The sequence below is a fragment of the Aquimarina sp. EL_43 genome (genome assembly GCF_943422735.1).
Classification (GTDB): domain Bacteria; phylum Bacteroidota; class Bacteroidia; order Flavobacteriales; family Flavobacteriaceae; genus Aquimarina; species Aquimarina megaterium.
On the sequence record NZ_CALSBR010000001.1, the window covers coordinates 885,584 to 899,710 of the forward strand.

The following is a 14,127-nucleotide window of genomic DNA, read 5'->3' on the forward strand; positions in this document are numbered from 1 at the left end:
TAGGAATTATATAGTTTATTAAATTGTACGTTTTAGGTAACTAAAAAACTTATTATTATAAATAGCAACAGGGCATATCCCCCATGTAATACGGGATATTCAACCCGACATAATGAAGCTAAAATTCTTTATTTTTAAGAATTATTTTAGTATTTGATTTTCTATTTATCATTTCTAGGGACTATATAATTTTAAGTTTAAAGGAAAACCTTCAATTTAATTAATAGTAAACTATGCTGACCATTATATGGGACAGTAATGCATGCAAAACTTGAATACGATTCTAAATTCTATTTTCAAATATGACTTCTCAAGAGTTTATTACGCATAAGCCTTCTAAATTATTGGAACCATATATTTCATTTTATTTTCAACAAAAAATTTTGAATAATGAACAAGATGGTAATTTTCTGTATAAACAGCACACCTTACCTACAGGTTATACTTTTATCGGGTTTAATTTCTCAAATCCAATAGAATTTGAAATCTGTAATCAATCTCCTTGTCTTATAGATTTTCCAATCTATTTTAGTGGTCAATATGATAGTTTTTATTCTATAAACTTTTTAAAAAAGACTGATTTATTTGGAGTAGTTATGCACCCTACGACCATTAGTCGGTTAATAAAAATCCCCGTTAATGAATTACGGAATTCGACATTTGAAGCCGATTACCATATCTCCAAAGGTCTTAGGAAGCTTCATGAAAAAATGTCTAGATCTCTATTTAACGATCGTATCCAGCAATTTGAACAATGGTTTGCTTCCTTCATTGGGCAGACCCGGCAAGATATAGTTTTCACCGATTGGGCGGTAGCGGAGATCATTAAACGAAAAGGCGTTATTACCACAAACACGCTGGCTAAAACTTTAAAAGTAAGTGAGCGACACTTACAGCGATCCTTTAAAAAACGTATTGGTCTATGCCCTCATCAGTACGCCACCATTGTTAAGATCAATCATATTGTAAATGGTTTTAATGATGCTAACTCTTCGTTGATCGATCTACTATGCCAATACGAGTACCACGATAAGTCTCATTTTCGTAAACAATTCAAACAGTTGACGCAGACGACTCTCGCTTCTTATCTAGGTTTTCAGAACGAGGCTGCTCAAACATTCTTAGATAAGATTACATTTTAGTCGTTTTTTTACCCCCCACCTAGTCTTTCTTCTTTTTATCTTCATTTCATGAAATAATCCTCGGATGGAGACAAATACATTTGAGTCGATTATGGAAAGAATTATCTAGTTACATATTTCTATAATATCGAAAAGTTTAACAGAAGCCTTTTGATTTTAGAGGTTACGAAACCACTGAAGATTTTCTGAATATAAAAAACAATCTCTTATAAACAATATTTCGAAGGTTCGTGGACTGTTTTTATGATTTGTGAATCATAAAAACAGTGTCGAAATCTTCTACGAGTTAATTTATGATTTTCACTAACTAACTCCCTTTTTACTAAAAAGTATTAATGCAACATTAGACGAACATGGAGACTAAAAACAAAATAACTGGACGAATTGTTAGAGCAGATAACGGAAGAGGTATTGAAAATCTAAAAGTTGTTGTATTTGACATCGATTCAGCAACCACAAAATATATAATGGGTGATGCCTCAGGGATGATGAGTTACAACACACCAAAAGAACCTGATTCTAGGTCTTCTTTTAATGTGCTTAGAGCAATATTTGGATCTGCTGACGAAGAAGATTTAGATTTGCGGGGTCTCGCTCCTGCTGGTGACCGATTGGGTTCGGTTTTGACAAATGACAAAGGATATTTTGAAATTGAATTTGACGATGTCGAATTTAATGACAGCGGTAAGGAAAAACGTCCAGACATTCTATTAACAGTTATTGGACCGGATACTACTCAAGTAATCGATGGTCTTGCGATTGGAATGTTCGAAATTTTGAGGTTAGTGCATATGGCCATGTTTCCGAGTTGGAACGCAGGGCGACAAGAAAGCTTCTTCATTAAGGTGTCAGAGGAGTTATTTGAAAAAGCTGGTGTCAAAAATGATGGAGTTCAGGCCTTAGATATTGGTAATTTTTTTGGTAATCTTGCCTCTGATGAAGGTCAAGCGCGGCGCACGCAACGAGCCGAAATTGCCAAGAAAATTCCAAACATGCTTACACCTCGTGCTTTAGCAAAAAATCCTCAATTTATTCCAAAAACCTTCTCTACTTCTGAGGCTGACCTAATGCAACGTACTGTCATCAAATCAGGAATTGAAACACTAAGCAAAATAACAATTCCTCCAGCAATAGTTTATTTAACGGATCTGGAAATTGTGCCTTTTTTCCCAGGAGGGACAACCACAAGTTCGGTAACCGTGTCGGCATGCGATTTGTTAGACCTTAAAGGTCTTGGTGTGAGTTATAAACGAGTACGATCATTGGTCACTGAAGCCCGTGCGAAAAAACAAAGTGCCGATTTCCGCAAATCAGAGTTGCCCAAATGCGAAACCAAAACCCCTCCTGCACCACCAGATATCGACTTAGCAATGCAGACAATCAAGGAGCGGGTTCTAGGGCAAATTGAATCTTTGCCTGCATTTAATTCGCCGGAAAAAAAAACCATTATCGACGATTTGAAGGCCATTAAGGCGCGCATTAATGAATTAGAAATGGGAAGTGGTCCTGCCAATGTAACTGCCTTTCGTGATTTTCACAATCTTCAGATGGCCTTCAAAGATGTGTGGACGGCAGCTTTTGATAAAGAACTAGAGACAGATGTTCAGAATCTCTTTGATGAGATTAATCGCATAGATGACGACTACGGTAATACATTTCCTCGCCCCGATGATCTTCGAGATATTAGGGATTTTGAAGATTTTATATTATCTATTTCAAATGATTTAGGAGCCTTCCAAGAATTATGGGTATCTGTGCCCCCCGCATATAGTGATTTCTTTACTGATGCAGAGTGGAATCGGTTAAAACCTAGATTACAAATGCAATTTGGTACTGTGTTTGAACAAGCGACAGTGATATATCCGGATGATACAAATGCTCAATATCTTCACCGAAACACTTACGCCGTTTTTCTAAAAGAAACACCAACAAGCTTGAATGGTATTGGAAGAATGCAACAGCTTATTTCTGATATCGGTGATCGGTTAAGCAGACCCTACTCATTTAAATACTACGCTGCTGATTCCGTTAATTATGGTACTCTCATCAAATATCGACAAGAATGGAAACCACTTAATTATCAAGTTGGCAGGCTTGTCTCAACACTTCCTTTAGCACCAGGTGAAACTCGTGAACTAAAAGTCACTCAGAAGGTAAAACGGACTCGTGCTGAAAAAGAGATGCGTAAAGCTTTGTCCGAAAATAGTTATGAAAGTTCGTCGTCTATAAAAAGTGAACTTGATGTTATTGCGAAACTAGCCACCGATACAAACTTCAAAATGTCTGCAAGTGGGTCTTTTACTCTTGGTATAGGATCTATTGAAAGTGCCAGTGAGTTTTCTCATAATCAAAAAACAGAATCCAACCGACAGCATAAGCAGATATCTGAGGTTACACGTAAAGCTGCTGAAAAAGTACGGCAAGAGCGGGAAGTAAGCATTGAAAGTACTCAGGACTTCGAATCCAACTTAGAATCCATACAAAAAATTCATAACCCAAATAATGAAGTAACTGTTACCTATTTAATGTATGAATTGGAGCGTCGTTATCAAGTTCATCAAAGATTGGAAAGTGTTACCCCAGTTATTATGCTGGCTTTGGACCTACCTTCACCACATGAATTAACCGAAGGCTGGGTTTTGGAGCATGCTTGGATTTTACGTAGGGCTTTGCTAGATGATGCCTTTGAGGAAGCTATCCACATTATCGAAAATGGACGCGCTTCTGAAGCGGTTGATATCGAAATTAAGAAAGCAATTTATGAGCGAGAACAAGCTACAATGTCCGGGATATCTACTGAGTTTGATGCTATTGTAAAAGATCGTGCCGCACTTCGTTCCCAAATCATCAATTTTCAAAAACAAGCTGATGATTATCAGGCAGGCAAAGAAAGTACTGGTGATAAAGTTAAAGATTTCTTTCTTTCGGGCGGATTTTCAATTTTTGGAGGAGGAGACAACGAGCCCAATCAAGGAAAGTTATATGAGTCCATGATCAAGGCTGCCGAATCGCGCCTAAAACATATTGACCAACAAGCCGAAGAGCTCGCCACTACGCAACGGGCTGCAAAACGCGAAGCACGTGAGGCGGGACAACAATATGCTAATGCTCTTAAGGCAATTGCTCAAAAAGACACCCAAATAAAACAATTGCTTCTACACATTCGTCAAAATATTTTCCACTATATGCACGCCATTTGGGAGATGAAGCATCCTGATCAATGGTTCTTCGAATGGGCTGAAAAGATGGTCTACCATGTTGGTGCTGGCGAAGTTACTTGTACGCTATCTCGCTGGAAAAACCTTTTGCCTATGCCTCCTGGGGTTGAGCGGAAAGGCAATCCATATGAAATTCATTGTGATAAGCCATTACCACCAGATCTTGATATTTTATCCGAAGAGGGTAAGGTTCCACTTGGTAGTATTGCTCATGTGGATCAATTGCTCGGGTTTAAAGGTAATTATGCTGTATTTCCACTGAAGGACTGTACGCATATAACTGACTACATGATGCGAGAATTTGTTGATGATTATTTAGGCGTTCGCGATCCAGCTCTTGACATAGGCGTGACCTCGGCCGAGCTTATCGACTATGCAAAAGAAGTTTGGGAAGACGAAACTCTAAGTGATGAAGATCGCACTACCCTAAGCGAGATTCTCGCTAAATCTTTATCATCTCCTGTTCCCGATACACAGGAAATTATACTTCCTACAGGTCAAATTTATATGGAGGCGCTAAAAGGAGAAACAACCCTACTAGAAGACTTCAAGCTTGCTCATCGTGGCCTAGATGTTCTAAAAGTTCAAGAAGAAGTTCGTCAAGGGCGACTTGATAACATACGACGCGCTGGACTTATGGTAGGCCCGGATGTCAATTTTGATGATCCTGACGTGGATAAGTATGTAAAAATTATTGGTGGGAATGAAACTATTGTAGATACAGATTGATATGATTGAAATTCCCGAAAATGATCGACCTATCACCGTTAGCGATGGAAATCAAATCGATATCTATCCTAGCGGTAGTATAGTTGAGTTTCGTGCTTTCGATGGTGTTGTTATACATAGATATGAATCCGGTGATCCATTACCGCCGAACATCGCGCAAGCCGTTGCTCGTTTTCGTGACGGTCGATTGTCCAATAGCAACTCAGGAGTTATTTGGGTAGAACATGATGGCACTTCCAACAATGTGACATCAAGAAATCGCTTTTCTGAGAACCCCAATTCAGCAAGAGGGTTGGGTGCGTCAAGAACTCCAAATCCAAATGAGTTTGATATCATACCTCCGACAATAAGACGACGAATGCGGACGAGAGGAGATTCTATCCGTGAAACTCGCTTAAGAACGAGAGAAGAAGATCCTGAGAATTACACACAAGATTTGGAACGAGGTATAGTCGATAATATGGTTTTGGGTTCACGGGCTATTGCTTCTGATTTAGTCGCTCAAAGACAGGCTTTAGCTGACAACCTTCGCGTCCAAGACCAGTTATCTCCATTGGAGAATCCTTTTAAATTGAATGATGAAGCTGTTGATGCACTATTAATAGGAGCAGTAGATATTGGTCTTGAGAATATTGAAGGCATTTTTCGAATACCACAATCACTTATTGAGATGCGCCAGATGCTTTTTGAATTTAGAGCAGCCACAACAGAGGCTTTTCCAGCCATTCGAAGATTATATATTGAGGTCTCGCTGAATACCGCATTACGTAATCAACTTCAGGGTGAAATTTTGACTTTTCTGGCACAACCGGAAGTGAGGGAACAAATAACAGAGATTACTCACAACATCGCCTTTGGAACCTATGAGGATGAGTTGGAAGCATCAAAAAATGCATATCAATTAGGACAATATCGCATGTCCTGGTATTATCAAGGTAGATTCATAACAAAAGTTATTACTACAATTCTTAGCTTGATTTCACTAATTACAGCTACAATCTCAATCGTCAGAAATATAGGCCAGGTGCCAAATACTCTCGTATCTCTTCTATCCAAACTTAAAAACATTAAAGCTCGTCTCGGTAATCTTGGAAGGCGCATTCCGAATGTAAATTCTGTGAACTCAATACCGACGAATAATCCAAACCCACGGTATCTCAACCCCAATCTTCGAAATCCCATACATAATAATAGACCAAATGGTCCAGCACAAACAGGAGGAACTAACATTGCTAATCAAGGAATTATTGAAGAGCCTAGAAATTCTCCTACTATTAATCCGGCGAATAGAAGACGAAATATAGACTCTGAGTCAGGTATTTTGTCAGCTGAAGGAGCTAGGATATTGGATGAAGATGCAATAAGGAGGAGGAGAAATACAGCAAGTCAGCATATAGCTCGTTTAGTAAGAAGGCAGCGATTGACAGATGAAGAAATGGCCTTATTTATGGAGCGTTTTAATGTGCGAGTTGAAAGTGCTGATAGGAGATGGCAAGCAGGACGGTTTTCTTTCGATGACTACGATGTCAATTGGGGACGTGAGGAATCATTGAGAATTATTTTAAGAAGGAGAGGACACCCTCTAGAATTTTTACTAGACCCAGAAAGAGGAAATTTTCTGCCTTCCAGTGGTGCAACTGAGAATAGAATAACTGTTCATATGGGGCATGTACACACTAGACATATTTCAGGTCAAAAGTTTATTGCTCTAGAAGATGGCTGGGCAAATTCAGTAGCTGGCAGCAGATGGGAACGCCGCAGGAGGTATGGAAATGGAGTTGTTAGGAGAGAAGTGATTAGTATTGAAGGTGTGCCTGTGGAACGTGAAACAGCTGTGATGTGGGAACGGTTAGGCCTATTAAGTCCTGGCACTGTATTAAGATCACCACTTTCGCGAGGCATTCCGATTCCAATTTTAGAAGACTATTAAGTAAAACTGAAGCTACAAGTGAGCGTTGAGAATCAAATATAATTGTTAAAATTCTTGGAGTATTTACAATTATGGAATTGTTGCTGACTAAAAGTAAAATTGTCATCTTCATCAAATAGACTTATACCTAACGTGAAAAAGTCCATGATTTTTCAATACTAAAGCTATTGGGTAAATTTCATAATTCCATACCCCCCCTTTTAATAAAGTTAAAAAAAGGGAAGACATCATAAGAAAGGATATTATTTATAAAGAAGAATATAAAGCTTTATTAGATCTAATTAACCCAAAATTAGGCAAACAATTTATTAATAACAAAAGTGGATCATATTATAAACAACGATATAGACCATATCTAAAAAATGGTATCAGATTAGGATTACATACAGGGTGTCGAGGGGAAGAAATTGTAAAGATGAAATGGAATATGATTCATTTTAAAAATAAAAAACCTCATTTCATTGAGATAAGAAACTTTAAAGTTGAAAGACAAAAAGGCGAAGGCTTTAATGCTAATGTACAGCCAAAAATTATCCCAATCACAAAGAAATTATTAAAACTATTATATAAAATGGGTTTAAAAGAAAAAATTGGCACAGATGAATATATTCTCCACCCTGAGAGAATTACTACTGCATCTACAATAAAAGATAATTTATCCAAAGGGTTTACGCATTTTTACAAACAACTAAATACTGGAAGAGAAATAAGATTCAAACATCTTAGAAAAACATATTTAACTTACTTAAATGCAACGATAAAAAGACAAACGAAACTACTATCATCACATTCATCTAACGAAGTGTTAAGGAGACATTATATAGACGAAAGACTTATCTCCAAAACTATAAAAAAACTCAAAATATTTGGAAGTTGAAGTTTTCTAAACTAAGATCATAATCTGAGCCTGATATAGTAGTATTATTAAACAATTTCTACTCGAAAAACAAACCCGAGAGAGCGGCTCTCATATTTTAAAAACAAAAAATAGATACTTTTTAACCTCTATCACCCTACTAATACGACTCTTACTAAATTATAAACGTCTAACAATAGGCTATTTACAAAAAATGAGCACTGTAACCGTGCTTAAAAATCGTGCTTGAAGTATCTTATAGAAATCTCTTTTAAAAAAAATAATATACTAAAAATCAGGAGATTAAAAGCAGTAGAAACAGGACTCCCTTCGACTCGTATCTCGCTCAGGATAAACTTCTCGCCCTGTCAAGTTTTACCAACATTATGACAACAAAAAAGCCTCACATTTTTGTGAAGCTTTTCTTTAGTAGCGGGAACAGGACTCGAACCTGTGACCTTCGGGTTATGAGCCCGACGAGCTGCCTACTGCTCTATCCCGCGATGTATATTATGTAAATCAGAAATCTGATTTGTAAATTTTATTTTATAAGAACTGCCGATTATATCCTGTTCATATCTCATCTTCTAATCGGAGTGCAAATATACAACCATTTTTAATTTAAACAACACTATTTTTATTAAAAAAAAGTAAAAATATCATAACCCCCTTGAAGTAAGCTATTTAGTCTCATTGTTCGATATTCAATGATTCAAAAGATACTAATTCCTGATCCTCAAATCGTGGATGCAACTCCATAGGGTTACAACATACTTCACAGTCTTCAACATATACCTGATACGGTACAGAAGGATCCAGAAGCATCGATATTTCCTCCCAGCAATATGGACATTGAAAATAGTGTTCGAACATAAATTAAATATAACACCTCTTATACTTTTGCGGGGCCAAGAGTTTAATTTTAACAGTTCTTGTTAAAAAACCTCACAAAATCACCAAAAAGGTACTTATACAAGTGGGGAGGGGGTACTTACTATAGTGGGGGTACCACAGAAACTGAAGTACAGCACCCTCTTCAACAAGTGGATATATCTTGTTATCATACAATGTATACCCACTTCAGAAGTCCCCAGGGGGTACCTCAAACAGAAGATAAACCTAGTAAAAAGAGAGGTGGCACCGAGTTCTGAGATAGGATCATCCTGTGTTTGAAGTAGGGGGTCCCCACTTCTATAAGTGGTAGGGGGTACTTATGAAGTACCCCCTACCTATCAAAAACTCTTAATTTTTTAACATTAGAGAAGAGGTTATAACCCAATATTTGGATAAACACACTAGTTACCGCTTAATGAATAGATAAGAAAAATTCATGTTTATAATTACTTCTCAGCACTTTTATCGTTTTGACTACGGGTTGTTTAATTAATGAAATATCTAAATGCAAATCTAAAGGAGCACCCCACTTTGGGGTGTGGTTGTATCGACATGTAGCTTAACCAAGTAAGTTACCCCAGATTTGATCTGGGGTTCATTTTTAAGGGATGGATTATGGGATTCCGGATCTAGTCCGGAATGGCAGGATAATTATTTGTAACAAACCACTCAAACTGGTCAAAAGATTTAAAACACATATTAGAACAATAGTTAAAAATGCCTTCCTTATGTTTTTGGTGTCTTAAAAAAAGAAAAAGACAGAGGGTGTAATCTGATATTTTGTTCTTTAGAATTCAATATTCAACAACTGCCCTGTTAACTGCAATAACTGAAGTTCTGCAATTTTAGCATCGTATTTTGCCGAATTCTTATTGGTTTCTGCCAAAATCAGATTGATCTGCGCCTGCCTGAATTCTATAGAAGTGATTTGTCCTAGTTTAAAACGCTCTTGCGAACGCTCAAAATTATTTTGATTTGTGATTACATTCTGCTGCTGAATCTTAAACACATTCAAACGGTTTTCATAATTTCCTAATGCATTAGCAATATCTCTATTTACTTCTTTCTCTATCTGGCTTTTTATAATTTCCTGATTATCCAATGCTATTTTAGCATTTTTTACTCTTGTGATCGTATTTCCTCCGTCAAAGAGATTCCAGGTAAGACTTACTCCTGCTCCCAGTGTGTAGGTATCTGAAATATTACCAGGAAAGAATGTCGATGGTGGATTTCGGTTTTGGTTCCAGCCATAAGATCCGGTTAATCCAATCGAAGGTAAGTACCCGGATTTACTCACTTTAATATCATAATCACTAATTCGAATATTACTTTCATTTTGTAAAAGTGTTATGTTATTCTCTGTCGATTTTGATAAATACTCCTCTAGTTCCAGTTTTGGGATAAATTTTATAATGGTATCTACCTCAAATTCATGTGCTAGATCATTATCCAAAATTACATTTAGATCTCTCTTTGTATTTATTAATTGTTGTCTTGTATTTAATAAATTAATACTATCATTTGCGACATCAACCTCTGCATTAAGTACATTAAGTTTTGTATTCTGGCCATACTCAAACTGATAATTAGACCTTAAAATACGTTCTTTCGAAATACGAAGTGTTTCTTCGAGAATCTCTACATTTTCAGATAGCCTGGCTACTTCGTAGTATACAGAGAACAACTGCAAAATTGTATTTTCTATAGTTTCCCTGGCTTGTAATTCGGTAAGATTATATTGCTCTTTTAATCTTTTATAATTATAAAAACGTCCCAAACCATCAAACAGTGTATAATTAAGATTTAACCCTGCATTATACCGTTGCGTTTCGGCATCTTCGATCTTGATATCTGCTCGTGGTTGTCCTGTGTTTTGATCTATTGCTCCCTGAAAATTAGTGTTCGATGTTGCTGATTGATAATTCGCTCCGGCATTACCGGTTAATGTAGGCAAATATCCAGAATTAAGAATTCCTTTATTGTTTTTTGCCACGGCTATAGTATTGGTAGCAATTAATATCCCAAAGTTATTTTCTAAGGTAAGTCGTATAGCTTCCTGCTTTGTTAATTGCTGACTGATTACATTTCCAGAAATCAAAAACAGAAAGAACACTAATTTTAGTATACTGCTACCCTTGCAATTCATGATGCTCTTCATTCTCTTCTTTTTGTTCTTTAATGGCACGTTCTACTTCTTCTTTGGTAATCTTATTTCCGGTAACTAACCACTTGGTTCCTACTTTCACATTGTTACTAAACGATAAAAATAATGGTAACAGCAATAGAGTTAATACAGTCGCAAAACCAATCCCGTAAGCAATAGAAATAGCCATAGGTTTTAAAAATTGCGCTTGCCTGCTTTTTTCTAATAATAGAGGTGCTAACCCGGCAATAGTAGTAAGTGAAGTAAGAAAAATAGCCCGGAAACGTGATCTCCCAGCCTGATAAATAGATTCATCAAAACTCAATCCCTCCCGAAGATTACTATTAAACTTACCAATGAGTACCAAACCATCATTAACCATAATGCCTATAAGAGCAATAATACCTAGCATAGATAATATATTGATAGGAAAATTATGCGCCCAATGCCCTAATGCCACTGCTGGTATACTTAGCGGAATCAGTAATAAGAGTAGTAATGGCTGACTATAGCTTCTAAACGTAAATGCAATGGTTATATAAATTAATGCAAGTACAGTAAGCCCTACGGGTTTTAAAGATCCCAAAAGTTTACCTGCTTCTCTATTTTGCCCTTCATAAGAAGGTGTAACTGTTGGGTATTTAGAAATAATCTCTGGCATAGTTACCGTACGAATTTCTTGTAATATGTCTGTAGCACTGGTATTTTCTGCATCTTTTAAATCTGCAGAAATCTGTATTTCACGACGTCCTTCGAGGTGGTTAACCGCTACATCACCTCTTTCTATGCTATAAGTTGCAATCTCATTAAGTGGTACTCGTTCTCCACTAATCGTAGTAATACGCATATCATCCAGATTAGATATCGAAGAACGATTATCTCTATCATATCTCACCCAAACTCTAATTTCGTCCTGCCCGCGCTGAAAACGTTGTGCCTGTACCCCAAAAAAACCTGCACGAACCTGTGTCATAATATCCCGAAGATTTAATCCCAGCAGATATGCATTTTCTTTTAATTCTATACGAATCTCTTTAATTCCTGCCGGATCATTATCTGTAACATCCTTCAATAATGAATTATTTACCAATGCTCCTTTTAGCTCTGCTTTAGCTGCTTTCAACTCTGCTATATTATTTCCTAATAATGAAACTGAAACTGGTCTTCCCCCAAAATTACCTCCACTACCGTATACAAGGCTTTCTACACCAGCTACTTCTCCCATTTTTTTACTAATAAGGTTTGTAACCATAGCCGATCCTACTGCATCGGGACGTTCTTCTCCCGGTAGTAAATTAATTCTTAATGAGGCCGAAGACGATCCGGGGCCAATATTGGTAATCACATTTTTAAATAATTTCTTACCTGTATATTCGGGCCCTTTTAAATACTGTTCTGTTAATTCTTCATTAGTTTCCCAGGCTTTTTCTGCTATCAAAGAAATGATACTGTCTGTTATTTTTTCATTAGTTCCGTTGGGCATTGCCAGGTTGATTGATACTTGATCACTTGCTATCTGAGGGAAAAAAGAAGTTCTAACTATTCCTCCTCCTACAGTTCCTATAGTTAGAAAAAGAAGAACAATAAAAATAGAAAACGTAAAAAGTTTATTTTGTAATGAAAAACGCAATGCCGGACTATAAATTTTGTCTCGTAGCCAACTCATAATAGCATCTCCAAATGTATTGATATATCGTAATTTTGCAAATAGTTGTCCAATTCCTGTTTTAGGTTTTGAATCTTGTGGTTTAAGCGCTTTGGAATGTGCTAAATGAGCTGGTAGAATAATCAAAGCTTCGATCAGAGAAACTGTTAATGTAAGAATGACAACTACAGAAACTTCTCCAAAAAACTCTCCTATACGACCATCTAAAAACAAGAAAATACCAAAAGCTAGTATCGTAGTAATAATAGCAGAAATAATGGGTGGTATTACTTCCATAGTGCCATCTATAGCTGCTTGTACCGGGGTTTTTCCTTTTTCGTAATGTTGATAGATGTTTTCTGCAATTACAATTCCATCATCCACCAGAATCCCAATTACGATGATCATCCCGAACAGGGATAATACATTTATAGTAACATCAAATGATCCTGCAAAAATAAACATTCCCAAAAAAGCTACGGGAAGTCCAAAAGCAACCCAAAATGCCAAACGTGTATTAAGGAATAAGGATAAAAAAGTAAGCACCAGCAACATTCCGATAATAGCATTTTCTGTAAGAAGTTCTGTACGTTGTACCAGTGTAATAGATCGGTCACTAATCACATTAAGTTGTACGTTATTATACTTCTGATTAAATTCTGCTATATATTCTTTTGTTTTTTCTGCTGAAGAAATAAGGTCTTCGGTATTTGTGCTTGTAATTTCGACATTAACAGCCAAGTTTCCATTAAAATAAGTAGCGTTTGCGGTTTCTGAAAAACGATCACGTACCTCGGCTACATCTTTAAGGCGTATTACACTTCCTGAAGCATCTGCACGTACGATGAGGTTAGAAAGCTCATTACCATAATACGAACGATTATTTGCCCTGATCAAATATTCTTCGGCATCTGTTTTTATGGTTCCCCCGGTAGTTAGAATATTGGCTCTACTTACTGCCTGTGCTACTTCACTAAAACTAAGGTTATATGCAAGTAAGTTTTTTTCGTTTATAGCGATTTCAATCTCCTCTGCAGGATAGCCACTCACAGAAATCTGGGAAATCCCTTCTATCCCACGAAGATCATTTTCTACCTGTCGTGCAATCTCTTTAAGGGTAACCAATGGTATATTATCTCCGCTTATAGAAAAATTGATTGTAGGTCGAATCGCTTCTTGTTTTGCCACTACCAAAGGTTCCATACCTGTTGGGAATGAAGGCACACGATCTACAGCATTTTTTACTTCTAACAGCATGAAATCGATATTCTTTCCTTTTTCGATTTCAACATTTATTGTCCCGTTATTTTCTCTCGAAGTTGAAGTTACACGTTCTACTCCATCCAGCCCTTTTAGGTTATCCTCTATCTTAAGTACAATTCCTTCTTCTACTTCTAATGGAGAAGCTCCCGGGTATGTAATATTTATAATGATATTTTTGGAATCTATTAGTGGAAAAAATGAAGATTTTAAGGATAATGCTCCTACAACTCCAAATGCAAAAAATGCAAGTACAATCACATTTACCGCTACGTGATATTTAATAAAAAAAGCAATAATTTTACGCATC

7 protein-coding genes and 1 tRNA gene are annotated in these 14,127 nt (G+C 36.7%); 4 read left to right on the forward strand and 4 right to left on the reverse strand.

The features are described 5' to 3' along the window. The first annotated feature begins 302 nt into the window (after positions 1 to 302). The 4 genes from NNL09_RS04060 (at position 303) to NNL09_RS04075 (ending at position 7,896) form a co-directional block, all read left to right on the forward strand. Positions 303 to 1,142 (forward strand): DUF6597 domain-containing transcriptional factor, encoded by an 840-nt coding sequence (locus NNL09_RS04060; RefSeq protein ID WP_196909216.1) that lies wholly within the window; start codon positions 303 to 305, stop codon positions 1,140 to 1,142. A 353-nt stretch (positions 1,143 to 1,495) separates the two neighbouring features. Next, positions 1,496 to 5,089 carry a hypothetical protein gene (locus NNL09_RS04065; protein ID WP_196909217.1) on the forward strand — a complete coding sequence of 1,198 codons (3,594 nt, stop codon included), beginning with the start codon at positions 1,496 to 1,498 and terminating at the stop codon, positions 5,087 to 5,089. Position 5,090: 1 nt separating this feature from the next. Further along, the gene (locus NNL09_RS04070) at positions 5,091 to 7,019 is read left to right on the forward strand and encodes a polymorphic toxin type 5 domain-containing protein (protein ID WP_196909218.1); all 1,929 of its coding nucleotides are present in this window, start codon (positions 5,091 to 5,093) and stop codon (positions 7,017 to 7,019) included. A 415-nt stretch (positions 7,020 to 7,434) separates the two neighbouring features. Continuing rightward, the gene (locus NNL09_RS04075; protein WP_196909219.1) at positions 7,435 to 7,896 is read left to right on the forward strand and encodes a hypothetical protein; all 462 of its coding nucleotides are present in this window, start codon (positions 7,435 to 7,437) and stop codon (positions 7,894 to 7,896) included. Positions 7,897 to 8,305: 409 nt separating this feature from the next. Here the strand turns inward: NNL09_RS04075 and NNL09_RS04080 are convergent. The 4 genes from NNL09_RS04080 to NNL09_RS04095 all read right to left on the reverse strand — a co-directional run bounded on the left by NNL09_RS04080 (position 8,306) and on the right by NNL09_RS04095 (position 14,126). Next, a tRNA-Met gene (locus NNL09_RS04080) sits at positions 8,306 to 8,378 on the reverse strand. A 187-nt stretch (positions 8,379 to 8,565) separates the two neighbouring features. Then, positions 8,566 to 8,748: a CPXCG motif-containing cysteine-rich protein gene (locus NNL09_RS04085; protein WP_081748194.1), complete on the reverse strand. Its 183-nt coding sequence runs from the start codon at positions 8,746 to 8,748 to the stop codon at positions 8,566 to 8,568. 808 nt (positions 8,749 to 9,556) lie between these two features. Continuing rightward, positions 9,557 to 10,927 carry a TolC family protein gene (locus NNL09_RS04090; protein ID WP_231389153.1) on the reverse strand — a complete coding sequence of 457 codons (1,371 nt, stop codon included), beginning with the start codon at positions 10,925 to 10,927 and terminating at the stop codon, positions 9,557 to 9,559. Continuing rightward, positions 10,899 to 14,126: an efflux RND transporter permease subunit gene (locus NNL09_RS04095; protein ID WP_025663337.1), complete on the reverse strand. Its 3,228-nt coding sequence runs from the start codon at positions 14,124 to 14,126 to the stop codon at positions 10,899 to 10,901. The genes NNL09_RS04090 and NNL09_RS04095 overlap by 29 nt, the downstream gene beginning before the upstream one ends. Position 14,127: the final 1 nt, after the last annotated feature.

What these genes read in the sequence shown, in the direction of transcription:
- NNL09_RS04060 (WP_196909216.1), top strand. Translation starts at nt 303, where the DNA reads ATGACTTCTCAAGAGTTTATTACGCATAAGCCTTCTAAATTATTGGAA.
- NNL09_RS04065 (WP_196909217.1), top strand. Translation starts at nt 1,496, where the DNA reads ATGGAGACTAAAAACAAAATAACTGGACGAATTGTTAGAGCAGATAAC.
- NNL09_RS04070 (WP_196909218.1), top strand. Translation starts at nt 5,091, where the DNA reads ATGATTGAAATTCCCGAAAATGATCGACCTATCACCGTTAGCGATGGA.
- NNL09_RS04075 (WP_196909219.1), top strand. Translation starts at nt 7,435, where the DNA reads ATGAAATGGAATATGATTCATTTTAAAAATAAAAAACCTCATTTCATT.
- NNL09_RS04085 (WP_081748194.1), bottom strand. Translation starts at nt 8,748, where the DNA reads ATGTTCGAACACTATTTTCAATGTCCATATTGCTGGGAGGAAATATCG.
- NNL09_RS04090 (WP_231389153.1), bottom strand. Translation starts at nt 10,927, where the DNA reads ATGAAGAGCATCATGAATTGCAAGGGTAGCAGTATACTAAAATTAGTG.
- NNL09_RS04095 (WP_025663337.1), bottom strand. Translation starts at nt 14,126, where the DNA reads ATGCGTAAAATTATTGCTTTTTTTATTAAATATCACGTAGCGGTAAAT.